The sequence below is a fragment of the Microbacterium sp. HJ5 genome, from assembly GCF_054824025.1.
This window is the reverse complement of the sequence record NZ_JSYE01000015.1, coordinates 24775-46280: the sequence shown is the minus strand read 5'-3', so window position 1 is coordinate 46280 and position 21506 is coordinate 24775. Positions and strand designations below refer to the sequence as shown.

At 70.5% G+C, this 21506-nt stretch carries 23 protein-coding genes; 11 read left to right on the top strand and 12 right to left on the bottom strand.

Annotation, left to right across the window (positions count from 1 at the left end; translation table 11 throughout):
* Positions 1–56 precede the first annotated feature (56 nt).
* The 11 genes from OB08_RS08380 to lexA form a co-directional block, all read right to left on the bottom strand.
* On the bottom strand, positions 57–1373 hold the full coding sequence (locus OB08_RS08380; RefSeq protein ID WP_461473990.1) for an MFS transporter: 1317 nt from the start codon (positions 1371–1373) through the stop codon (positions 57–59).
* Positions 1374–1499: 126 nt separating this feature from the next.
* Positions 1500–2261 carry an alpha/beta hydrolase gene (locus OB08_RS08375; protein ID WP_461473989.1) on the bottom strand — a complete coding sequence of 254 codons (762 nt, stop codon included), beginning with the start codon at positions 2259–2261 and terminating at the stop codon, positions 1500–1502.
* A complete protein-coding gene (locus OB08_RS08370; RefSeq protein WP_461473988.1) occupies positions 2261–3097 on the bottom strand; it encodes a fumarylacetoacetate hydrolase family protein in 837 nt (278 codons plus the stop codon). The genes OB08_RS08375 and OB08_RS08370 overlap by 1 nt, the downstream gene beginning before the upstream one ends.
* Positions 3098–3101: 4 nt before the next feature.
* Positions 3102–3512: a RidA family protein gene (locus OB08_RS08365; protein ID WP_461473987.1), complete on the bottom strand. Its 411-nt coding sequence runs from the start codon at positions 3510–3512 to the stop codon at positions 3102–3104.
* A 54-nt stretch (positions 3513–3566) separates the two neighbouring features.
* Positions 3567–5957, bottom strand: a complete 2391-nt coding sequence (locus OB08_RS08360; protein ID WP_461473986.1) for a bifunctional salicylyl-CoA 5-hydroxylase/oxidoreductase — start codon at positions 5955–5957, stop codon at positions 3567–3569.
* Between the two features lies 1 nt (position 5958).
* Complete coding sequence (locus tag OB08_RS08355) at positions 5959–7620, bottom strand: AMP-binding protein (RefSeq protein WP_461473985.1); 1662 nt, start codon at positions 7618–7620, stop codon at positions 5959–5961.
* Positions 7621–7650: 30 nt separating this feature from the next.
* Entirely contained in the window at positions 7651–8517 is an 867-nt protein-coding gene (locus OB08_RS08350) for an acyl-CoA thioesterase (protein WP_461473984.1), read from the bottom strand.
* Positions 8514–8954 carry a cupin domain-containing protein gene (locus tag OB08_RS08345; protein WP_461473983.1) on the bottom strand — a complete coding sequence of 147 codons (441 nt, stop codon included), beginning with the start codon at positions 8952–8954 and terminating at the stop codon, positions 8514–8516. The genes OB08_RS08350 and OB08_RS08345 overlap by 4 nt, the downstream gene beginning before the upstream one ends.
* A 149-nt stretch (positions 8955–9103) precedes the next feature.
* Positions 9104–9943, bottom strand: coding sequence for a PaaX family transcriptional regulator (locus tag OB08_RS08340; protein WP_461473982.1), 840 nt, complete (start codon positions 9941–9943; stop codon positions 9104–9106).
* Between the two features lie 104 nt (positions 9944–10047).
* A complete protein-coding gene (locus OB08_RS08335) occupies positions 10048–11493 on the bottom strand; it encodes a hypothetical protein (RefSeq protein WP_461473981.1) in 1446 nt (481 codons plus the stop codon).
* Between the two features lie 57 nt (positions 11494–11550).
* Positions 11551–12231: a transcriptional repressor LexA gene (gene lexA / locus OB08_RS08330; RefSeq protein WP_461473980.1), complete on the bottom strand. Its 681-nt coding sequence runs from the start codon at positions 12229–12231 to the stop codon at positions 11551–11553.
* A gap of 271 nt (positions 12232–12502) precedes the next feature.
* On the opposite strand from lexA, the gene OB08_RS08325 reads away from it, so the two are divergent.
* From OB08_RS08325 to OB08_RS08295, 7 genes are all read left to right on the top strand, one after another.
* Positions 12503–12889, top strand: coding sequence for a LysM peptidoglycan-binding domain-containing protein (locus OB08_RS08325; RefSeq protein WP_461473979.1), 387 nt, complete (start codon positions 12503–12505; stop codon positions 12887–12889).
* Positions 12890–12947: 58 nt separating this feature from the next.
* Positions 12948–14042 carry a histidinol-phosphate transaminase gene (locus tag OB08_RS08320; protein ID WP_461473978.1) on the top strand — a complete coding sequence of 365 codons (1095 nt, stop codon included), beginning with the start codon at positions 12948–12950 and terminating at the stop codon, positions 14040–14042.
* Positions 14039–14647, top strand: a complete 609-nt coding sequence (gene hisB, locus OB08_RS08315; RefSeq protein ID WP_461473977.1) for an imidazoleglycerol-phosphate dehydratase HisB — start codon at positions 14039–14041, stop codon at positions 14645–14647. Before OB08_RS08320 ends, hisB begins: the two co-directional genes overlap by 4 nt.
* Positions 14644–15294 carry an imidazole glycerol phosphate synthase subunit HisH gene (hisH, locus tag OB08_RS08310; RefSeq protein ID WP_461473976.1) on the top strand — a complete coding sequence of 217 codons (651 nt, stop codon included), beginning with the start codon at positions 14644–14646 and terminating at the stop codon, positions 15292–15294. The genes hisB and hisH overlap by 4 nt, the downstream gene beginning before the upstream one ends.
* Before the next feature lie 55 nt (positions 15295–15349).
* Positions 15350–16096, top strand: coding sequence for a bifunctional 1-(5-phosphoribosyl)-5-((5-phosphoribosylamino)methylideneamino)imidazole-4-carboxamide isomerase/phosphoribosylanthranilate isomerase PriA (gene priA, locus OB08_RS08305; protein WP_461473975.1), 747 nt, complete (start codon positions 15350–15352; stop codon positions 16094–16096).
* Positions 16080–16865, top strand: coding sequence for an SseB family protein (locus tag OB08_RS08300; RefSeq protein ID WP_461473974.1), 786 nt, complete (start codon positions 16080–16082; stop codon positions 16863–16865). Before priA ends, OB08_RS08300 begins: the two co-directional genes overlap by 17 nt.
* Positions 16866–17129: 264 nt before the next feature.
* A complete protein-coding gene (locus OB08_RS08295; protein ID WP_461473973.1) occupies positions 17130–18524 on the top strand; it encodes a pyridoxal phosphate-dependent decarboxylase family protein in 1395 nt (464 codons plus the stop codon).
* 31 nt (positions 18525–18555) lie between these two features.
* Here the strand turns inward: OB08_RS08295 and OB08_RS08290 are convergent, their stop codons facing one another.
* Positions 18556–18942 carry a DUF1844 domain-containing protein gene (locus OB08_RS08290; RefSeq protein WP_461473972.1) on the bottom strand — a complete coding sequence of 129 codons (387 nt, stop codon included), beginning with the start codon at positions 18940–18942 and terminating at the stop codon, positions 18556–18558.
* Positions 18943–19176: 234 nt separating this feature from the next.
* On the opposite strand from OB08_RS08290, the gene infC reads away from it, so the two are divergent.
* From infC to OB08_RS08270, 4 genes are all read left to right on the top strand, one after another.
* Complete coding sequence (gene infC / locus OB08_RS08285; RefSeq protein WP_461473971.1) at positions 19177–19842, top strand: translation initiation factor IF-3; 666 nt, start codon at positions 19177–19179, stop codon at positions 19840–19842.
* Between the two features lie 70 nt (positions 19843–19912).
* Complete coding sequence (gene rpmI, locus OB08_RS08280) at positions 19913–20107, top strand: 50S ribosomal protein L35 (RefSeq protein ID WP_191763019.1); 195 nt, start codon at positions 19913–19915, stop codon at positions 20105–20107.
* Positions 20108–20137: 30 nt separating this feature from the next.
* Entirely contained in the window at positions 20138–20521 is a 384-nt protein-coding gene (gene rplT, locus OB08_RS08275; RefSeq protein WP_461473970.1) for a 50S ribosomal protein L20, read from the top strand.
* Between the two features lie 104 nt (positions 20522–20625).
* The gene (locus OB08_RS08270) at positions 20626–21426 is read left to right on the top strand and encodes a TrmH family RNA methyltransferase (RefSeq protein WP_461473969.1); all 801 of its coding nucleotides are present in this window, start codon (positions 20626–20628) and stop codon (positions 21424–21426) included.
* Positions 21427–21506: the final 80 nt, after the last annotated feature.

The following is a 21506-nucleotide window of genomic DNA, read 5'->3' as shown; positions in this document are numbered from 1 at the left end:
GGCTCGCTGCAAAGGGCGAGCCCCCGGACCGTGTCATGTGCCGCGGATCGGCCCGCCTACAGGCTCGGCTTCTTCGGCACGAGGGCGATGGCGATCGCGGCGAGGATCGCGACGAGTGAGAACGCGATGAAGTTCCACTCCACGCCGATCGCGATCGCCGCGATCCACCCGCCCAGGATCGGACCGGTGATCGCGCCGATTCGCGCGAAGCTCAGCGCCCAGCCCGCAGCCGTGGCGCGCACCGAGGCGGGGTAGTAATCGGTGATGTAGGCCGTCAGCACGAGCGAGGTCGAGATCGACCCCACTCCCGAGATGCCGACGAAGATGAGGTTGAGCAGCATCGAGTTGGGGAACATCATCAGCAGGCACGCGACGCCGCCCAGTGCGTAGAAGGTGACGAGGATCGGCTTCGCACCGAACCGGTCGGCGAGCATGCCGAGCAACGGGCCGCCGATCGCCGCGGCGAGGCTGAACACGAGCAGGAAGGCGAGCGCAGGGCCGAGGTCGTACCCTGCGGCGCGCATGATCGACGGCAGCCAGGAGTTCAGGCCGTACACCAGCAGGAGGCCGCCGAAGAGGGCGATCCACAGCAGGATCGTCGACCGCAGGTACTTCCGCGAGAACAGCTGTTGCAGGATGCGGTGCCACGGGATCCGCTCGCCGGGCGTCGTGTGCTGGGGGTCGGCGGGCACGTACGGGGTGATGCCGAGCTTAGCGGCGAGAGCGGACGCGCGATCATGCTGTCCGCGGTTCTCGAGCGACTCGAGCGACTCGGGCAGAAGCTTGGCGATGACCGGGATGAGGAGGATGGGGAACGCGCCGACGGCGATCACCCAGCGCCATCCGAGGTTCGGCAGCAAGGCCATCGCCACGATCGCCGAGACGACGATGCCGAGCGAGTACCCGGAGTACATGATCCCGTAGTTGCGCGCGCGCCGGTTCGGAGCGGAGAACTCGATGGTGAGGGCGGCAGCCACCGGGATGACGCCTCCCATGCCGAGCCCGCCGAGGAAGCGGAACAGTCCGAAGATCTCGGGCGTCGGCGCGAGGGCTGCGCCGAGCTGCATGAGGGTGAAGATGGCCATCGACACGAGCAGCATGCGCTTGCGCCCGAGGCGATCGCTCAGCGTGCCGATGAACAGCGCGCCGATCAGCATGCCGACCAGGGCCCACGAGGCCAGGCCTCCCAGTGCGACGGGACCGAGGGCCCAGGCGGGGTCTTCGGCGAGGGCGGGCAGCACAGCACCGATGACGCCGATGTCGTAGCCGTCTGCCAGGATCGCGAGCCAGCAGCAGAAGAGCACAGTTCCGGTGACGGCTCTGGGTACCGGCCAGGCGCCGGTGTGGGGTGCGGTTGCGGTCTTGGTAGACATCGTCGTCTCCTTCGTGGTGGGCATCGACGCGGCAACGGACGTCGCGCGCGGGGTGCGGTGTGGGGTTGCGGTGTGTGCGGTGACGCTTCGGTGCGTCATTAAGAGGACTGGGCCATGCGGCGGGGCTTACGACGCGGGGACTCGGATTCCTCCCCACTCGCGCAGGGCGTCCACCGTCGTCGTCCAGTGTTCGCCGGCAGGGTCGATCGCCGACCGGTGCTCGAGAGACGGGGGGCTCACCACGCGCACTCGGTCGCCCGCCGCCGCGGCGGCCGCTGCGAAGGCGTCGGTGTGGGAATGCGGAACGCGACGGTCATCGAGCCCGTGGACGATGACGACGGGCACGCCGATCGGGAGGGAGTACAGCGGAGACGCCTCCACCGCGGCCTGCTCCCGCGTACCCGGGAGATCGGCGAGCAGGGGCGACGCGGCGTCGTCGCCGAGGCCGGCGCGCAGCGTCTCGACGACGTCGGTCACCGGCGCGAGAGCCACGACGCCGGTCACGGCGTCGACGCCGATCGAGCGTGCGGCGAGCAGGGCGAGCTGACCGCCGACGGAGTGGCCGACGAGCACGAGGGGGCCGGGGAGACGGCCGTCGCGCACCATGTCGGCGAGGTGCTGGCAGGCCGTGACGGCGTCGACGAGCGGTGCGGGCCAGCCGCCGCCTGCGCCCACCCGGCGGTACTCGATGTTCACGACATGCCACCCCCGGCCGGCGAGATCGGAGGCCAGCGGATCCATCAGCGTGCGGGTGAACTCCGCGCGCCAGTACCCGCCGTGGAGGAGAGCCACCGTCCCGAGAGTCTCCGGTGCGGACGACGCCGGCGGCGTGAGCACGAAGTGCTGCTCGGGGTGCCCGCCGTACGCGACGATCCCGTTGGGCATCATCAGGCCTCGATCCTCATCACGTTGCACAGCTCGCCGATCCCCTCGATCGTGGTGGTGACGACGTCGCCCTCCCGCAGCCAGCGCGGGTCGTCCATGCCCAGGGCGACGCCCCCCGGCGTCCCGGTGAGGATGAGATCTCCCGGGCGCAGCCGCGTGATCTGCGACGCGTAGGCGACGAGGTCGGCCGCGTCGAAGACCAGTTCGGCGGTGTCACCGTCCTGCAGGACCTCGCCGTTGACTGCGCAGGTGATCCGCAGGCCGTCACGCGGCTCGATCGCATCGGCCGTGACGATGTGCGGGCCGACGGGGGTCGTGGCGTCGAACGCCTTGCCCTGCAGCCACTGCAGCGTCCGCTGCTGCCAATCGCGCATCGAGATGTCGTTGGCGATCGTGTACCCGAGGATCGCCCCCCGCGCCTGCTCCGGTGTCGCGCGGTGAATCTCCGAGCCGATGACGACGGCGAGCTCGGCCTCCCAGTCCACGCGCCGCGAGCTGTGCACGACGATGTCGTCCCGCGCGCCGGTGAGGGTATCGGCGAACTTCGCGAAGAGCGTCGGGAACTCGGGGAGCTCGCGCCCGGCCTCGAGGATGTGGTCGCGGTAGTTGAGCCCGCAGCACAGGATCTTCGCCGGACGCGGCACGGGGTTGCGGAACGCCGCGTCCGGGACCGCGTGGCGTGCCGGATGGCGGAGCGCGGCCTGCGCGCGCTCGCGCCATCCGGGCTGCGCGATCAGGGCCTGCGCGTCCGCATCGTCGAGCAGCACCCACCCGGCGGCGTCGCCGACCGCCGCTGCGGTCGCCGGGCCGTCGTCACGGTTCACGGTGGCGAGCAGCATGCGCTCACCCCTCACCCTCGGTCGCAGCGAGGTGGGCGACGCCCTGGATCTCGATGAGCGCCTCCGGCTGCCACAGCCGCGTGACGCCGATCCCCGCCATCGCCGGGTACTCCGTCCCCGCCATCTCGCGCCAGCGGCGGCCGATCTCGCGGCCGTGGCGCTGATAGTCGTCGACGTCGGTGAGGTAGATGGTGACATCGACGAGGTCGCCGGGCGTCCCGCCGGCTGCTTCGAGGGTCGTGAGGACATTGGAGAACGCCTGCACGAACTGCTCGACGATGCCTCCGTCGACGATCCGGCCCTCGCCGTCCATGGCGGTCTGGCCCCCGAGATACACGAACTCGCCGGCGCGCACGCCGTGCGCGAAGCCGCTGGGCCTCACCAGCGAGTCGGGATTGATGATGTGACGCGGCATGTGCGGTCTCCTTGTCTGGATCAGGTCGGTTGGCGGCGGTGGGGGAGCGCGCGGTCAGTGGACGAGAGCGTCGACCGATGCGCGCGCGGGCGTCCACCGACGGTGGTGCGCGCCCCCTTCGACGTTCTCCGCGTCGCGCACCAGCGACAGGCGCGGGCGCACAGCGTCGGTGCGGGCGGTCGGGGGCTTGCGCGACCCCGCGCGGAAGGGCGCGACCCACTCCGCTCCGGCCCCTCGATATCCCTGATCCGCGGCGGCGTGGAGTGTCCATTGCGGATCCCAGAGATGGGTGCGACCGAGCGCGACGAGGTCGGCGCGGCCGGCGAGCAGGATCGAGTTCACGTCGTCGTAGCTGGAGACTGCGCCGACCGCGATGACGGTGACGCCGGCGGGGGCGGCGACGCGATGGCGGATCGCGTCCGCGAACGGCGTCTGGTAGCTGCGACCGAAGAGGGGACGCTCGTGCTTGGCGATCTGGCCGGAGGAGACATCGATGGCGTCCGCGCCGTGGGCGATGAACGCCCGAGCGATCTCCACGGCGTCGTCCACCGTGTTGCCGCCGTCGATCCAGTCCTCGGCCGACAGCCGGACCGTCAGCGGCCGCTCAGCCGGCCATGCCTCCCGCATCGCGTCGAAGACCTCGAGCGGGTAGCGGAGCCGGTTCTCCAGCGAGCCGCCGTACTCATCGGTGCGTCGATTCGAGATCGGCGACAGGAACGACGAGATGAGGTACCCGTGCGCAGCGTGCAGTTCCGCGAGGTCGAACCCGGCGACCGCCGCGCGGCGTGTGGCCGCGACGAACTCGTCGCGCACGCGTGTCATCGTCGCCCGGTCGATCTCCTGCGGAACCTGGTTGACCGGTCCGTACGGCAGGGCCGAGGGCGCCAGCAGCTCCCAATTGCCTTCTGCCAGAGGCTCGTCGATCCCGTCCCACATCCGCCGGGTCGACCCCTTGCGGCCCGAGTGCCCGATCTGCACGCCGATCCTGGCGGTGGACTGGGTGTGAACGTACGAGACGATGCGCCCCCAGGAGTCGGCCTGCTCGTCGGTGTAGAGGCCTGCGCAGCCGGGGGTGATCCGCCCCTCGGCCGAGACGCACACCATCTCGGTCATCACCAGCCCCGCACCGCCGGTCGCCTTGGAGCCGAGGTGGACGAGATGGAAGTCGCCGGGCACGCCGTCGACGGACGAGTACATGTCCATCGGCGAGACGACGATCCGGTTCTTGAGCTCGAGCCGGCCGATCCGATGCGGCCGGAACATGGCGGGCTCGTCGGTGTGGCGCGCCTCGAGCGGCGCACCGCGCACGACGCCGGCGGCGAACTCCGGGTCGCGCAGCGCGAGGTTGTCGAGCGTGATCCGGCGGCTGCGCGTGAGGAGGTTGAAGGCGAACTGCAGCGAGTCCTGCCCGGCGTACTGCCCGATCCGCTCGAACCACTCGAGCGAGGCCTGCGCCGCCCGCTGCGTGGAGGCGACGACCGGACGGCGCTCGGCCTCGTACGCGTCCAGGGCGTCATCGAGCGAGGCGTGCTCGTGCAGACACGCGGCCAGGGCCAGGGCATCCTCCATGGCGAGCTTCGTCCCGGATCCGATCGAGAAGTGCGCCGTGTGCGCGGCGTCACCGAGGATCACGAGGTTCTCGTGGTGCCAGTGCTCGTTTCGTACAGTGGTGAAGTTCAGCCACTTGGAATTGTTGGTGAGCACGTCGTGCCCGTCGAGCACGTCGGCGAAGAGACCGCGGATCTTCTCCACCGCGTACTCGTCGCTCACACCGGGCGGGAAGACGTCGTTCTCGGTCGCGTCGAACCCGGCTTGACGCCACACATCCTCGTGCATCTCGATGAGGAATGTGCTGCGCTGATCGGAGTAGGGGTAGCCGTGCAGCTGCATGATGCCGTGCGGGGTGTGGAGCACCGCGAAGGTGAAAGCCTCGAACACCCGATCGGTGCCGAGCCACATGTACTTCGATACGCGACGGTCGAGATCCGGCACGAATCGGTCGGCGAACTGACCGCGTACGCGGGAGTTGATGCCGTCCGCCGCGAGGACGAGGTCGTACTCGCCCATCAGCTGTGCGGCATCGGGTGCCTCGGTGCGGAAGTGGATCGTGACACCGAGCTCCAGGCAGCGGCGCTGCAGGAGCTGCAGCAGCTGCTTGCGCCCCATCGCCGCGAATCCCTGCCCGCCGACCGTGTGGGTGTCGCCCCCGAACAGGATGTCGATATCGGTCCAGCGCGCGAACTGCTCGCTCATGCGCGACGCGATGACGGGGTCGGCGTTCTCGATCCCTCCGAGCGTCTCGTCGCTGAAGACCACGCCGAAGCCGAAGGTGTCGTCCGGGGCGTTGCGCTCCCAGACCGTGATGTCGTGTGCAGGGTCGAGCTGCTTCATGAGAGCGGCGAAGTAGAGACCGCCGGGGCCTCCGCCGATGACGGCAACGCGCATGTCAGGCTCCTTGGGTGAGAGGTTCGGCGACGACGGCCTCGGCGGCCGCGCGCTCGCGGAGGATGAAGTGCTGCACCTTGCCGCTGGGATTGCGCGGAAGGGACGGCAGGTAGTCGATGCGCCGGGGGCACTTGTAGATCGCCAGCTGCGACTTGACGTGGTCGAGGATGCTCGCGGTCAGCTCATCCGAGGGGTCGACTCCCTCCCGTGGCACCACGAACGCGTTGACGATCGTGCCGCGCTCCGCGTCGGGGCGGCCGATCACGGCGCACTCCAGCACGTCGCCGTGGCCCAGCAGCACCTCCTCGACCTCCGGAGCGCCGACGTTGTACCCCGCGGTGACGATCATGGAGTCGTTGCGCGCCTGGAACGTGAAGTATCCGTCCTCGTCGACCACGAAAGTGTCGCCGGTGATGTTCCATCCGTCCTGCACGTAGACGCTCTGGCGCTCGTCGCTGAGGTAGCGGCATCCGGTCGGACCGATCACTCCGAGGCGCCCGGGCACTCCCGGGCCGAGCTGACGGCCGTCGTCGTCGAAGACCGCGGCCCGATAGCCCGGGACGGCCTTGCCGGTCGTGCCCGGGCGCACGTCGTCGCCCGAGGCAGAGATGAAGATGTGCAGCATCTCGGTCGAGCCGATTCCGTTCACGAGCCGCAGCCCGCTGGCCTGCTCGACGGCCTCGAAGGTGGACGAGCTGAGATGCTCCCCGGCGGCGATGCCGATGCGCAGCTTTCGCAGCTCGGCGGCGAGCCCTTCCTTGAGGATGCTCCGGTAGCCCGTCGCAGCCGTGAAGAGCACCGTGATACCCAAGGGCTCGATCAGCTTCGCCAGCTCGATGGGTGTCGCCCGCTCGACGAGCACCATGGCGCCGCCGAACCGGAGCGGGAAGACAACGTTGCCGCCGAGGCCGAAGGTGAATGCGAGCGGGGCAGTGCTGGCGCTCACATCGTCGGCAGACAGACGGAGCACATGACGGGCGAAGGTGTCGGCATTGGCGAGGATGTCGCGATGGAAGTGCATCGTGATCTTGGGGATACCCGTGGTGCCGCTGGTCGCCCCGAGCAGGGCGACGTCATCGGCCGACGTCTGCACAGCCTCGAAGTCGCCGCTCTTCGCCTCGCAGGCGGCCAGGAGGGTATCGTCCTCGCCGCCGAGGACGAGCACCTCGGGCGCGGCGTGCAGCGTGGCGAAGGCCGCCTCGGCGTCTGAGAGCCCGCGATGGTCGACCACCGCCAACGTCGGCGAGACACGCTCGGTGACGTTGCGGACCTCCTTCGCCCGCCATGCGACCATCGTCGTCACAACGACCATGCCGGCCTTGAGGGCGCCGAGCCAGCAGGCCACGGTCCATGGACCATTGAGCATGCGCAGCATCACGCGGTTACCGGGCACCAGGCCGAAGTCCTCGGTGAGCACCTGCGCGAACTGGTTCGCCCTGCGCTGCAGCTCGCCGTATGTCCACGCCGCACCGTCGGCGAGGAGGATCGCCGGGCGCTCGCGGCCATGGCGGTCGATCGTGCGATCGAGCAGCTCCTCCGCGGCGTTGAGCACGGCGGGGTACTGCACGTCGGGGATGGTGAACTCGAGCGTCGGCCACAGCTCGGCCGGGGGAAGCGAGTCGCGCGTGAACGAGTCGGTGTGCGCGGAGGGGGAGAGCGTCATTGCCGGTTCCCTTCGAAGATGGAGATGGGTTCAGAGCGGACGACCCGGGCGGATCATCCCCTCCTGTGCGACGGTCGCGACCAGCTGGCCGTCCGACGTGTAGAAGCGGCCGGTGCCGAGACCGCGGCCGTCGGAGATGCCTGCGCTCTCCTGGGCATAGAGCAGCCATTCGTCGGCTCGCGCGGGCGCGTGGAACCACATGGCGTGATCCAGGCTCGCCGTGACGAGCCCGTCGGCCCGCCAGGGCAGCCCGAGAACCCGCAGCACCGGTTCGAGGATCGTGTAGTCGCAGACGTAGGCGATCGCGAGCTGATGTGTCAGGGGGTCGTCGTCGAGCGCCTCGAAGGCGCGCACCCACACCGCCTGGTGCGCAGCGGAGCCGCCCTCGATCGACGCGTACACCGGCCCCGGGACGTGACGCATGTCGAAGCTGCGACCGTGCGACCAGTATTCGATGTCCGGCCCTTCGAGACCCGACAGAACTTCGGCCGACGACGGAAGGCCGTCGGGCGAGGGCGCATCCGGCATGGTCGGCCGATGGACGGGGAACTCCTCGGGCACATGGAATGACGCCGTCGCCATGAAGGCGAGCTTGCCGTGCTGGTGGCCCCGCACGTGGCGGGTGGAGAAGCTCCGGCCGTCGCGAATGATCTCCACGTCGTAGCGCACCTCCTCGGCGACGTCGACGCCGCGCAGGAACGTGCTGTGCACGGAGTGAAGGCTGCGATCCCGGTCGACGGTTCGGATCGCAGCGGCCACGCTCTGGGCGACCGTGTCGCCGCCGTATGCCTTCGGCCACGGCACCGGCTGCGGCTGGGCGGTGAATGCCCGGCCGGGGTGCCCGGCGTCGACCTCGATGAGGGCGATCGCGCGGTGGAAGGCGGCGGAGGTGCTCATGCGCGGCGGAAACCCTCGAGCGTCGCGTCGTCGACGTCGTCGAGGTTGACGACGATGTTGTCCGGCGTGCGAGTGGTGAGCCAGACCAGCTCCTCGGTGGTCGACATGTTGGCCTCGACGTGCGGCATGTACGGGGGAACGAACACCCAGTCTCCCGCGGTCATGTCGAGGAATTCCCGGTAGCCCTCGCCGAAGTAGATCCGGCCGTGGCCGCGAAGGACGTACCCGCCTGTCTCCGCCTCCCCGTGGTGGTGGGGCAGCGAGCGGTAACCGGGCTCGTTGGACACCTGGCCGAACCAGATGCGCGTCGCCTCGGTGTGCTGCGGGCCGACCCCGGACACCCGGATGCAGCCGCCGGAGGAGGTCGTGTGAGTGTCCTCCTCACCGCCGCGAGTGACCTGCGGGACCTTGTCCCAGCGCAGTGCGTTCTCGGTCATGGAAGCTCCTTCGCTCATGTCTCTGAGGTCTCGTCGCTGCGCGTGTGCGCCCGCCGACAGAAGGAGTGTTGCATATGTGACTATCGTCACGCAAGCGCTATATCGAAAGCCATGCGTGCGCCTCGACGCGCCGGACGCGGCGGCGCCGGTCAGGCCATGACGTTCGCGACGAAGCGCTCGGCGGGCGGGGCGAGTGTCCGGTGGAGCTCGGCGAACAGGCGCTCCGCCTCCGCGCCAGCCCAGCCGGAGGGGAGGAGTGCGAGCGGGATGCCGGGGTCGAGATAGACCAGGCGCCGCCACTGAGTGATCGCGGCGACGTACACCGCGAACGCCTCTCGGTCGCCGAGGCGCTCATCGACGACGTGCGCATAGGCGTCGACGAAGGACGTGTAGAGGGGTTCGAGGGCGGGGAGATCCCACCACCGCTGCACGGCGGCGCCGAGCGGTTCGTCGGCGACGCGCGAGCCCAGGAAGAGGTCGACGTACTCGTCGAGTCCCGCCTGGCTCAGAGACGCGCGCACCTCGTCGACGATCAGCCCCGTGGCGATCCACAGTCCACCGCTCACCTGGCCGAATCCCAGCCGGTGGAGGAGCTTGCGCACCTGATGCCGCAACGGCCGCTCGCGCTCGGGCACGCTGAACGACGCGAGGAGCCACGGGTCGTCCAACTCGGCGCGCTGCGCCTCGAAGATGCGGTGATCGCCGGCTTCGAATACGCCATCCAGCGATCGTGACAGCCGGTACGCGGCCGCGGTTCCGCTCCGGTCGCTGACCAGGACCCCACGTTGCTTGAGCCGTGACACCGAAGACCGCACAGCGCCGGCGTCGACGCCGAGCGCAGCCATCAGCTCGATGAGGTCCGCGATCTGGAGGAGACCACCGCGCGCGCGCCCATACCGGCCGAAGAGGGTGACGATCAGGTGCTGGGGCCGTGCGCCCAGCTCGACCAGCAGGTCTTCCGGGGCAGACGCCTGCTCGTGCACTCCCATGTCCGCGAGCCTATCGGGCCATCCGTGAGGCACCCGTCAGCGGACGCGCGACCCGCGATGGCTGTCGTGGCGCCGGAGTCACCCCTGCTCGCTCTTGGGACCCCTCACCCCTTTCGCGGGCGAGCGGATGCCGCGGCCGCGGTCATCTGTGGATCCACCGGCTCTGCGGCCTCGGGGGTCGTGCCCTCGCTGTCGCTGACGACCTCGATCTCGTCGGCGGGCACGTGCTCCTCGTCGCGGCGCTGCAGCAGCTCCAGCAGCCACGCGACCAGGAAGGCGACGACGACCACGAGCAGCACATCGCCGAACGACAGCGGACGCAGTGCGAACAGCCACAGCACGGCGAGCACGGCGATGAAGGTGCGCACGAGCACCCTATAGCGGGCGAGCCATCCGCCCACTCCGCCGGTGTCGAGCCCGCGGGATGCGAGCTGACGTCGGGCGGTGGAGTTCATCCCGCGGACCGCGCGGCGGGCTCCCTCCGCGGCCGCCGAACGGCCCATGGCCCAGCCCAGGACCGCCACGAAGACGCCGAGCACGCTGAGCACGATCGCCGTCTGCGTCATCGCGGCGACGAGCTGCGCGTAGATGACCTCGAGTCCCGACGGCGACAGCGAGAGGTCGCTCGCGACGATCTGGACGGAGGTCTGTCCGATCGACAGCGCTGCGGCGAGGGCGCCGGCGCCGATCGCGATGCCCAGCCCGGTGCCGAGCACCGCCACGCTGCGTCGGCGCGCGATGGCGATCCCCAGGCCGAAGAGCGCCAGTGCGATGACGGGAAGCCACCAGCCGAGCGTCGTCGCCAGGGCGTAGGCGGTGCGGACGAGGGCCAGGTTCTCGCCGGTGCCGATGATGACGACCCGGTCGATCGCGGGGATCAGCTGAGCGGCGCTGACGCCCTGGTCGAGGAGGCGCTGCTTGACCGTGTCGACGATCGCACCGAGCTGGATGCCGACACCGTCCGCCGTGCGCACGACCAGGCCTCCGCCGTCGGAGGTCGCGGCGGTGGTGAGGGCGCGGTGAGCGGCCCGCGTCGCGGTCGCCCACACGTCGGCGAAGGCATCCGACTCGACCACCCGGGTGACCGCCTGATCGACCAGGTTGTGAAGGCCGTCGGCGGCGGGGGCCTCGAGCATCGTGAGGACCTGGGCCGCCCGTGGCGGGAAGCCGTCGATGTCGGCGATGCCGCCGAAGACGTTGGCGGTGAGCTCATGGAAGTCGACGTTGGCGTCGACTGCCTTCATGGTCTCGTCGATGATCATCGCCTGGACGGCGGCGTCGTCGACGAGGGGCGCGAGCGTCGCGACGAACGAATCCTCTTCGACCAGCTGCACGCGGGCCCACGCGCTCACGATCGACACAGGTACGAGGATGGCGGCGATGACGATGCACAGCGCCGAGACGACGGCCCGCCACCGCGAACCGGTGGGGCGGGGTCGCGCAGCGTGAGCCTGGTCGGCGGCCTCTGCCGCGAGGCGCGCGTTCTCGGTCTCGAGCTCGCGGATCCGGTCGGCGAGCGCCTGCGCGTCCGTGGTGTCGATGTCGCTCATGGCGCCATTGTGGCGGACGCCGGACCGCTCGCGGGAAGTTTCACCCGCTGGGGGTGATCAGACCGCGCGGAGGACGGCCACGACCTTGCCGAGCACGACGGCCTCGTCGCCCAGGATCGGCTCGAAGGCGGAGTTCCGCGGGAGCAGCCATGTGTGCCCGTCGCGCTGACGGAACGTCTTGACCGTGGCCTCGCCGTCGAGCATGGCGGCGACGATCTCGCCGTTGTCTGCGGTCGACTGCGAACGCACGACGACCCAGTCGCCGTCGCAGATGGCGGCGTCGATCATCGACTCGCCCGACACCTTGAGCATGAAGAGGTCGCCCTTGCCGACCAGCTGACGGGGGAGGGGGAAGATCTCCTCGACCTGCTGCTCGGCGGTGATGGGCACGCCCGCCGCGATCCGGCCCACGAGCGGGACGAGGGCGGCGTCGCCCACGGACGGGACGCTGTCGTCGAGGTTCTCGGCGGCGCTGCCGGGCAGGTCGATCAGCACCTCCATGGCGCGTGTCTTGCCGGCGTCGCGTCGCAGATAGCCGCTGAGCTCGAGCTGGTTCAGCTGATGGGTCACGCTCGAGAGCGACTTGAGGCCCACCGCGTCACCGATCTCTCGCATGCTCGGCGGGTACCCGTGCCGTGCGATCGACCGCTGGATCACCTCGAGGATGGCCAGCTGCTTGTCGCTCAGGCTCTTGCGTCGCCGCGTCTGCGGCTTCTCGCGACCGGTCGCGTCGCTCATGTCCGGCTCCTCTCCCGCCCGCTCCCGTCCTGCGAGGAGAGCATCGGTCTTCGAATGTCGGAGGCCCGTGGTGGGGTACTCGTGTCGAAACCGTATCCGGGTTCGAGCCTCGAACGGAACACCTTCACCGCGTGTCGCGTTCGAGGGAAAGAACGCCGCACGACCCCTTGACACAGTTAACGATCGAAGATAGCTTCGGTACAGAAGTTCGCATCCCCCGCTCCCGGCCGAGCGGCGGGTGCGAATCTCTCCCCAGAAGGAGGAGCAGAACATGACCGCGATCGCCATCACGATGCCCGCTCGCACGAGCACCGCCTTCGTCGGCGCTGCGCGGCCGACGCGCCTGCGTCTGACGGTGCGCGGCCGTCGAGCGCTCGCCTCGCTCGCGGCGCTGCCGGCGATCGTCGCCATCGCCGTCGCCATGGTCTCCGGCGGGGCGGCGCTGGCTTCGCGCGACGACGGCGCCTCCGCCGGTTCCTTCACGACCATCATCGTGTCGTCCGGCGACACGCTGTGGTCGATCGCCGAGGACGTCGCGCCCGGCGCCGACCCGCGCGACGTCGTCGATGAGATCGTCCGGCTCAACGCGCTCGAAGGCGTCTCGCTGCAGGCGGGGCAGAGCCTCGCCATCCCCGCCGAGTACGACGAGGGGCGCTGAGCGAGGCGTCCGCCTCGCGCCGACACATCCGGCGAGTCGCACGATCGGCGGCCCTACGATGGGAGAGGTGAGTCCACGTCTCGAAGACCTCCCCATACGCGACGACCTCCGCGGGATGACGCCCTACGGCGCCCCGCAGGCACCGCTCCCGGTCGCATTGAACGTCAATGAGAACACCCATCCCGTCCCGCAGGACGTGGCCGACGACATCATGGACTCCGTCGCGCGAGCGCTGCGTGACGTCAACCGCTATCCGGATCGCGAGTTCACTGCACTCCGCGAAGGCTTCGCGGACTATCTCGGGCACGGACTGACGCGCGAGCAGCTGTGGGCGGCGAACGGCTCGAACGAAGTGCTCCAGCACGTGCTGCAGGCGTTCGCCGGCCCGGGACGCACGGCCTTCGGCTTCGCGCCGACCTATTCGATGTATCCGCTGCTCACGCGCGCCACCGGCGCCGAGTGGATCGCCGGCTCGCGGTCGCCGGACTACACCGTCGACGCGTCGGATGCGGCATCCCAGGTCGCGGACGCCTCGCCCGACGTCGTCTTCCTGTGCGCCCCCAACAACCCCACCGGCACGCCGCTCGGGCTCGACGTGATCGAGGCGGTCTACGACGCGACGCCCGGCGTCGTCGTCGTCGACGAGGCGTACTTCGAGTTCGCCCCTCGTGAGGAGCGCTCGGCGCTCACCCTGCTGCCGGGCCGGGAACGCCTCGTTGTCTCGCGCACGATGAGCAAGGCGTTCGCGTTCGCCGGCGCCCGGGTCGGCTATCTCGCGGCGGACCCGTCGCTGATCGACGCACTGCGCCTGGTGCGGCTGCCGTACCACCTCAGCGCGCTCACGCAGGCTGCGGCATCCGCGGCCCTTCGTCACGCCCCCACGATGCTGCGCATGGTCGACGAGATCGTCGCCCAGCGCGATCGCATCACCGCGACCGTCGAAGCGCTCGGCTATGTCCCGCACGACTCCTGGACGAACTTCGTCCTGTTCGGGGGCGTCGCCGACCCGGCCGCGACGTGGCAGGCCCTGTACGACCGCGGCGTGCTCATCCGCGACGTCGGGATCCCGAATCACCTCCGTGTCACGGCGGGCACCGAGGACGAGACGACCGCGTTCCTCGATGCACTGGCCTCGGTAGAATCGAACGCATGAGCGCCGCCACGCGTACCGCCTCCCTCCGACGCTCCACGAGCGAGTCGACGGTCGAGCTCGAGCTCGACCTCGACGGCACCGGGCGCAGCCGCATCGACACCACGGTCCCGTTCTTCGACCACATGCTGACGGCGTTCGCGAAGCACTCGCTCACGGACCTCACCGTGCGTGCCTCGGGCGACACCGACATCGATGCGCACCACACCGTCGAGGACATCTCGATCGTGCTCGGCCAGGCGATCCGCGAGGCCCTCGGCGACAAGTCGGGCATCTCGCGATACGGCGATGCGCTCGTGCCGCTCGACGAGGCGCTCGCGCAGGCGGTCGTCGACATCAGCGGCCGCCCGTACCTGGTGCACGAGGGCGAGCCCGCAGGCTTCGAGTACCACCTCATCGGCGGACACTTCACCGGCTCCCTTGTGCGGCACACGTTCGAGGCGATCTCCTTCAATGCGGCGCTGACCGTTCACGTGCGCGTGATCTCGGGCCGCGATCCGCATCACATCGCCGAAGCGGAATACAAGGCTTTCGCGCGCGCCTTCCGCCAGGCGAAGGCCCTCGACCCGCTCGTCGAGGGCATCCCGAGCACGAAGGGCGCTCTGTGAGCTCTCAGCCCCTCGTGGCGGTCCTCGACTACGGATCCGGCAATGTGCACTCGGCCGTGAAGGCGCTGGCGGCGGCCGGCGCCGACGCTCGTCTGACCTCCGACCGCGACCTCGTGCTCCAGGCGGACGGCCTCGTCGTCCCGGGGGTCGGGGCGTTCCGCGCGGTCATGGAGTCGCTGAAGGCGGGCCGCGGCGATGAGCTCATCGGCCGTCGACTCGCCGGCGGTCGCCCGGTTCTCGGCATCTGCGTCGGCATGCAGGTGCTGTTCGAGCACGGCGTCGAGCGCGGGGTCGACACCGAGGGGCTCGGCGAGTGGCCGGGCGCGGTGACCGAGCTCGACGCGCCGGTGCTGCCGCACATGGGGTGGAACACGGTCGAGGCGGGCGCCGGGTCGCGCCTCTTCCGTGGCCTCGAGGACGAGCGCTTCTACTTCGTGCACTCGTTCGGTGCGCAGAAGTGGACGCTGGACGTGCAGCCGCCGTTCCCCGAGCCGACGCTCACGTGGTGCACGTACGGCCGGCCGTTCCTCGCGGCGGTCGAGAACGGCCCCCTGTCGGCGACGCAGTTCCATCCCGAGAAGTCGGGCGATGCGGGTATTCGGTTACTCGCGAATTGGATCGACGGGCTCGGCGGGGCTACCCTCTGAAACCGTGCCGTCTGCGGGAGCGACCTCCTTCCGAGACTTCCCCGCACGAGGAGCCATGAACGATTTCGCCTCTATGCCCGAGTTGATCCTGCTTCCGGCCGTCGATGTCGCCGACGGCAAGGCGGTGCGCCTGACCCAGGGAGAGGCGGGCACCGAGACGAGCTACGGCGACCCCGTCGACGCCGCGCTGGACTTCGCGCGCCAGGGTGCGCAGTGGATTCACCTCGTCGACCTCGACGCGGCGTTCGGACGCGGCAGCAACGCCGGGATCATGCGCAAGGTCATCAAGCAGGTGCGCGGCGTGCAGGTCGAGCTCTCGGGCGGCATCCGCGACGACCGCACGCTCGAGGCCGCCCTCGACAGTGGCGCGGCCCGCATCAATCTCGGCACCGCGGCGCTCGAGAACCCCGAGTGGGCCGCCGACGTCATCGGCCGGTACGGCGACGTGATCGCCGTCGGCCTCGACGTCCGCGGCACGACGCTCGCCGCGCGCGGCTGGACCCGCGAGGGCGGCGACCTGTGGACGGTCCTCGACCGTCTCGAGTCGGCCGGCTGCAGCCGCTACGTCGTCACCGACGTCACGAAGGACGGCACGCTGCAGGGACCGAACGTCGACCTCCTGCGCGAGATGACCTCGCGCACCCCGAAGCCCATCGTCGCCTCGGGCGGCGTCTCGAGCCTCGACGACATCGCCGCCCTCCGCGACCTGGTGCCGCTCGGCGTCGAGGGTGCGATCGTCGGCAAGGCGCTGTACGCCGGTGCGTTCACGCTCGCCGAGGCGCTGGATGTCGCCGGACACTGACCCGCACGACCACCACGGACCCCGCGCCGACTCGGCGGGGGTGCCGTGGGAGGGGCGCGGTTTCCACGCGAATCCGCACTCCGGTGACGACGGCTCGGCCGATCCGGCGCTGCTGGCGGCGCTGCAGTCCTTCCGCATCGGCTCGGGCGACCAGGTCGCCGTGGTCGAGGCCTACCGCTCCGCCCGTCTGCTGATCCCGCTGGTCGCCGAGAAGGGCGACGAGGGGATCGGCGCCCACGGGCTCGCGGTCGACAAGACGCAGGAGCTCTCGATCGTCACGGTGGCGGCCCCCGACGGACGTCGGGTGCTGCCGGTGTTCACGTCGGTGGAGGCGATGGGGCGGTGGGATGCCTCGGCCCGGCCGGTGCCCGCCGACGGCGTGCGCACCGCGGTGGCGGCATCCTCCGACGACACCGACCTCATCGTCATCGACCCCGGCTCGCCCACCGAGTTCATCCTCCGGCGCCCCGCGGTGTGGGCGCTCGCGCAGGGCCAGTCGTGGGAGCCGAGCTTCGCCTCGCCGGAGGTGTTCTCGGGTCTGCAGGAGAGCATCGGCGGCGAGCTGGCGGTGATCGACCTCTCCGTCGAGCCGGGCGACCCCGACGCCCGGCTGCGCGGACCCGAGCTCGTCGTGCGGCTCGAGCTCATCCACGGCCTCGAGCGCGACGAGCTCGACGCGGTGCTCGGGCGTCTCGCCTCGCGCTGGGCCGCGGACGACCGCATCGCCGTGCTCGTCGACTCGCTCACCGTCCAGCTCATCCGCGCCTGACTCCCTGCCCCGCCCCACCCTTGCGGGCTCGCCGGAGCCGGCGTGCTGTCACCGGCGTGCCGTAACTCCGCCTGCGCCGGGCCCCCGCCCGTGAGGTGCCGTGTCCCGGCGGGGAAGACGGCGCCGATGCCGGAGTCGAGGCGGAGTCACGGCACGCCGCACGTCTGTCGGGAGGCGGGAGCCCCGGCGGGCCGGGGCGGTCCCCGAAGCCCGCCCTTGCGGGCGCGGCGGAAGCGGCGGAGGATCGGCACCGCGGAGGTGGCGATGGACGAGGATCCGACGGCGAACGAGTACCGCCAGGTGCTGGAGGTGGCCCACCGGCATGCGCAGGCGTGGCTCGACGAGGTCGCCGAGCGCCCGGTGCGGCCCGAGCTCGACGTCGACGGCGTGCTCGCGCGGCTGCGCCGCGACCTGCCGGAAGACGGGATCGGGTCCGTCGAGGTGGTGGAGGAGCTGGTCGAGGCATCCGCTCCCGGTCTCATGGCCATGGGCTCCCCCCGGTTCTACGGCTTCGTCATCGGCGGGGCCTATCCGGCGGCGCTGGCCGCGGACTGGCTCGTGTCGGCGTGGGACCAGAACACGGGCTCGCGTCAGCCGACGCCTGCCACAGCCGCCGTCGAGGAGGTCGCCGCCGCCTGGCTCCTCGAACTGCTGGACCTGCCGCGGGGGAGCGGCGTGGGCTTCGCCACCGGCGCGACGAGCGCGAACCTGTCGTGCTTGGTGGCCGGACGCGACGCGGTGCTTCGGGCGCGCGGATTCGACCCGGTCGTCGATGTGCGACGCGCACCGCGCGTGCGCTTCCTCGCAGGAGGCGCCGTGCACACCAGCGTCGTGCTCGGCGGCCGCATCTCGGGCTTGGGAGCGCCGGAGACCGTCGGAGCCGACGAGCAGGGACGCATCGACGTCGAGGGGCTGCGGCGCGCCCTCGCCGCAGAGGATGCCCCCACGGTCGTGGCGCTCCAGGCGGGCGACGTGCACTCCGGAGCCTTCGACGACTTCGAGGCCGCCGTCGGCGTCGCGCACGAGGCGGGCGCATGGGTGCACGTCGACGGAGCCTTCGGCCTGTGGGCTGCGGCGAGTCCCCGGCTGCGGGGGCTGACCGCGGGTATGTCGGATGCCGACTCCTGGGCCACGGATGCGCACAAGACGCTCAACGTTCCCTACGACTGCGGGGTGGCAATCGTGCGCGACGAGGCGGCTATGACGGCGTCGCTGGGCGCCCATGCGGCCTACCTGCCGGCCGTCGCCAGCGTCTCCGACCCGTACGACCGGGTCCCCGAGCTCTCGCGTCGGGCGCGCGGCGTGCCGGTGTGGGCTGCGCTCCGCTCGCTGGGGCGGCGCGGCGTCGCCGACCTCGTCGACGGACTCGCAGACGCCGCGACGGCGCTCGCGGGCGGGTTCCGCGCGATCGACGGGCTCGAGGTCCTCAACGACGTCGTCTTCACGCAGGTCTGCCTGGCGTCCTCCGACGACGGGGCGACGGCGGCGCTGGGGGAGTGGCTGCGCGTCGAGGGCACCGTCTGGGCATCGTCGTCGCACTGGCAGGGTCGCACGGTGGTGCGCTTCGCGGTGAGCAACCGGGGGACGGATGCCGCAGCCGTGCGCCGCACGGTCGATGCGGTGGCCCGCGGCGCGGCCGCGGTGGGGATCGGCGGCTGAGCGGGCCCCCGGCAGCTGAGCGCGCCCGGGGTCAGGTGACCGGACCGGTCCACTTCTCGCCGGGCCCCTTGCCGATCGGGTCGGGGATCGTCGACGCCTCACGGAAGGCGAGCTGAAGCGAGCGCAGGCCGTCGCGCAGCGACCGCGCATGCATGTCGCTGATCTCTGGCGCTCCGGCGGTGATGAGCCCCGCGAGGGCGTTGATGAGCTTGCGCGCCTCGTCGAGATCGGTCTGCGTGGCGGGGTCGTCGGCCAGACCCACCTTGACCGCGGCGGCGCTCATGAGGTGCACGGCCGCGGTCGTGATGACCTCGACCGCGGGGACGTCGGCGATGTCGCGCGTGGCGGCGGACGCGGCGCGCTCCTGCTCCTCCCAGCGGGCGTGGCGGTCATCGTCGGAGGCCGGAATCGTGGTCACGCGTTTCTCTCTGCTAGACTTGTGCGGGCTCCGGCGCGTTCTGCACCGGACCGAAAGAGGATCACATCCCACCCGCGCTTGCCGTTCCAGGCTACCGGGTCACGCACTCCGCCCCGACCGCTCTGCGGAAGGGGTAGCCGCTCGCGAGCGGGAACCGGGTGCAGAAAGCCGGCGCTCGAGCGTCGTGCCGGGTGGAATGCGTCCTCTTCCGCCCGCGATGCACCCCGTGTCGCGGTGGCCATCACCCGCACGAAGGAGCTCCGCATCAGCGATCCCCGCACCAACGACCGCATCCGCGTCCCCGAGGTCCGCCTCGTCGGACCCGCGGGTGAGCAGGTCGGCGTCGTCCGCATCGAGGTGGCGCTGCGCCTGGCCCAGGAGGCCGACCTCGATCTCGTCGAGGTGGCCCCCAACTCGAAGCCCCCCGTGGTCAAGATCATGGACTACGGGAAGTTCAAGTACGAGGCTGCGCAGAAGGCCAAGGAAGCGCGTCGCAATCAGGCGAACACCGTCCTCAAGGAGGTCCGGTTCCGTCTGAAGATCGAAGCACACGACTACATCACCAAGCTCAAGCGCGCCGAGGGCTTCCTCCAGTCCGGCGACAAGGTCAAGGCCATGATCCTGTTCCGAGGCCGCGAGCAGTCGCGCCCCGAGCAGGGCGTGCGGCTTCTCCGCAAGTTCGCCGAGGACGTCGCCGAGTTCGGCACCGTGGAGTCCAACCCCACGATCGACGGCCGCAACATGGTGATGGTCGTGGCGCCGCACAAGAACAAGTCCGAGGTGAAGACCGAGCAGAACGCCCAGCGTGCTGCCAACAAGGAGGCTGCGCGCTCCGCGCGCAACGGCGCCCCCGCCGAGGGCGAGACCGAAGCCCCGTCCGAGCCGGCCACCGCCGAGTAGGACCCCACAGACTCCCGCGCCGCGGGACACCGACTCCCGCTGCGCGGGATGTGAAACGAAGGAAGAAGAGATGCCGAAGCAGAAGACCCACTCGGGTGCCAAGAAGCGCTTCAAGCTCACCGGTAAGGGAAAGCTGATGAAGCAGCAGGCGAACATGCGCCACAACCTCGAGGGCAAGTCGTCGCGCCGCACGCGTCGCCTCAACCAGGAGCAGGTCCTGGCCCCGGGTGACGCCAAGGTCGCCAAGAAGCTCCTCGGCCTCTGAGCGCCGACGCACGAATAGGAAACAGTAGAAATGGCTAGAGTCAAGCGGGCGGTAAACGCCCACAAGAAGCGTCGCGTCATCCTCGAGCGCGCCTCCGGTTACCGCGGGCAGCGTTCGCGCCTGTACCGCAAGGCGAAGGAGCAGGTCACCCACTCGCTCGTCTACGCGTACCGTGACCGTCGCAAGCGCAAGGGCGACTTCCGTCGTCTGTGGATCCAGCGCATCAACGCTGCGAGCCGCCAGAACGGCATCACGTACAACCGCTTCATCCAGGGCCTCGGCCTCGCGGGCGTGCAGGTCGACCGTCGCATGCTCGCCGAGCTCGCGGTGAACGAGCCCGCCACCTTCGCGTCGCTCGTCGAGACCGCCAAGAAGGCGCTGCCCGAGAACGTCAACGCTCCCAAGAGCGCCTGACACCTCCGTCAGTTCACGAAAGGGGCGTCCTCCTAGGGGAGGGCGCCCCTTTCGCGTGCCCGCGCGTCGTCTGCGCGGACGGCGCTCGACCCTAGACTGATGCTGTGCTCGAGAACCCTCGCTCTCCGCGCGTGCGCGCCGTCGCGAAGCTCACCAAGCGCAGTGCGCGCCAAGAGACCGGCCTGTTCCTCCTCGAGGGCCCGCAGGCGGCCCGTGAGGCGCTGTCCTACCGTCCCGAGACGCTCGTCGAGCTGTTCGCGACGCCGACGGCGATGGAGCGGCATCCCGATGTCCGCGACGCCGCCCGTGACGCGGGACTCGAGGTCGTCTTCACGACCGAGGCGGTCCTCGACGCGATGGCCGACACCGTCACCCCGCAGGGCATCGTCGCCGTCGCCCGGCAGTCGCCGACGTCCCTGCGCGAGGTGTTCGCTGCGTCGCCCCGACTCGTCGCCATCTGCGAGGAGGTGCGCGACCCGGGCAATCTCGGCACGATCATCAGAGCGGCGGATGCCGCGGGAGCGGATGCCGTCGTCCTCACCGGTCGCACGGTCGACCCCTACAACCCGAAGGTCGTGCGCGCCACGACCGGCTCGCTGTTCCACCTTCCCGTCGCGGTCGGCGTCGACCTGGAGACGGCGGTCGACAAGGCGCATGCCGCCGGGGTGCGGGTGATCGCGGCGGATGTCGGCGGGGGAGACTTCCTCGCGTCGCGCTCCCTCCTGGCGGAGCCCACGGCGTGGCTGTTCGGCAACGAGGCGCGCGGACTCGAGGATGACGCGCTGGCGCTGGCCGACCTATCGCTCCGGCTGCCGATCTACGGCGCGGCCGAGTCGCTCAACCTGGCGACCGCAGCGAGCGTGTGCCTCTACGAGACCGCGTTCGCTCAGCGCGCCGCCGTCTGATCGCCCGCTGTTCCGCCGCTGTTACAACACGGTAAAGACGCGGCGCGCTACTGGCAGAGCGGTCCTCGCCGGTTCTAGGG

Bases quoted from the DNA above. Each gene is read 5' to 3' on its own strand.
- OB08_RS08370 (WP_461473988.1), bottom strand. From the start codon at position 3,097: ATGCTGCTCGCCACCGTGAACCGTGACGACGGCCCGGCGACCGCAGCG.
- OB08_RS08360 (WP_461473986.1), bottom strand. From the start codon at position 5,957: ATGCGCGTTGCCGTCATCGGCGGAGGCCCCGGCGGTCTCTACTTCGCC.
- OB08_RS08325 (WP_461473979.1), top strand. From the start codon at position 12,503: ATGACCGCGATCGCCATCACGATGCCCGCTCGCACGAGCACCGCCTTC.
- rplT (WP_461473970.1), top strand. From the start codon at position 20,138: ATGGCTAGAGTCAAGCGGGCGGTAAACGCCCACAAGAAGCGTCGCGTC.
- lexA (WP_461473980.1), bottom strand. From the start codon at position 12,231: ATGAGCGACGCGACCGGTCGCGAGAAGCCGCAGACGCGGCGACGCAAG.
- OB08_RS08320 (WP_461473978.1), top strand. From the start codon at position 12,948: ATGGGAGAGGTGAGTCCACGTCTCGAAGACCTCCCCATACGCGACGAC.
- hisB (WP_461473977.1), top strand. From the start codon at position 14,039: ATGAGCGCCGCCACGCGTACCGCCTCCCTCCGACGCTCCACGAGCGAG.
- OB08_RS08380 (WP_461473990.1), bottom strand. From the start codon at position 1,373: ATGTCTACCAAGACCGCAACCGCACCCCACACCGGCGCCTGGCCGGTA.
- OB08_RS08335 (WP_461473981.1), bottom strand. From the start codon at position 11,493: ATGAGCGACATCGACACCACGGACGCGCAGGCGCTCGCCGACCGGATC.
- priA (WP_461473975.1), top strand. From the start codon at position 15,350: ATGAACGATTTCGCCTCTATGCCCGAGTTGATCCTGCTTCCGGCCGTC.
- OB08_RS08350 (WP_461473984.1), bottom strand. From the start codon at position 8,517: ATGAGCACCTCCGCCGCCTTCCACCGCGCGATCGCCCTCATCGAGGTC.
- OB08_RS08295 (WP_461473973.1), top strand. From the start codon at position 17,130: ATGGACGAGGATCCGACGGCGAACGAGTACCGCCAGGTGCTGGAGGTG.
- OB08_RS08355 (WP_461473985.1), bottom strand. From the start codon at position 7,620: ATGACGCTCTCCCCCTCCGCGCACACCGACTCGTTCACGCGCGACTCG.
- OB08_RS08340 (WP_461473982.1), bottom strand. From the start codon at position 9,943: ATGGGAGTGCACGAGCAGGCGTCTGCCCCGGAAGACCTGCTGGTCGAG.
- OB08_RS08365 (WP_461473987.1), bottom strand. From the start codon at position 3,512: ATGCCGCGTCACATCATCAATCCCGACTCGCTGGTGAGGCCCAGCGGC.
- OB08_RS08300 (WP_461473974.1), top strand. From the start codon at position 16,080: ATGTCGCCGGACACTGACCCGCACGACCACCACGGACCCCGCGCCGAC.
- OB08_RS08375 (WP_461473989.1), bottom strand. From the start codon at position 2,261: ATGATGCCCAACGGGATCGTCGCGTACGGCGGGCACCCCGAGCAGCAC.
- rpmI (WP_191763019.1), top strand. From the start codon at position 19,913: ATGCCGAAGCAGAAGACCCACTCGGGTGCCAAGAAGCGCTTCAAGCTC.
- OB08_RS08345 (WP_461473983.1), bottom strand. From the start codon at position 8,954: ATGACCGAGAACGCACTGCGCTGGGACAAGGTCCCGCAGGTCACTCGC.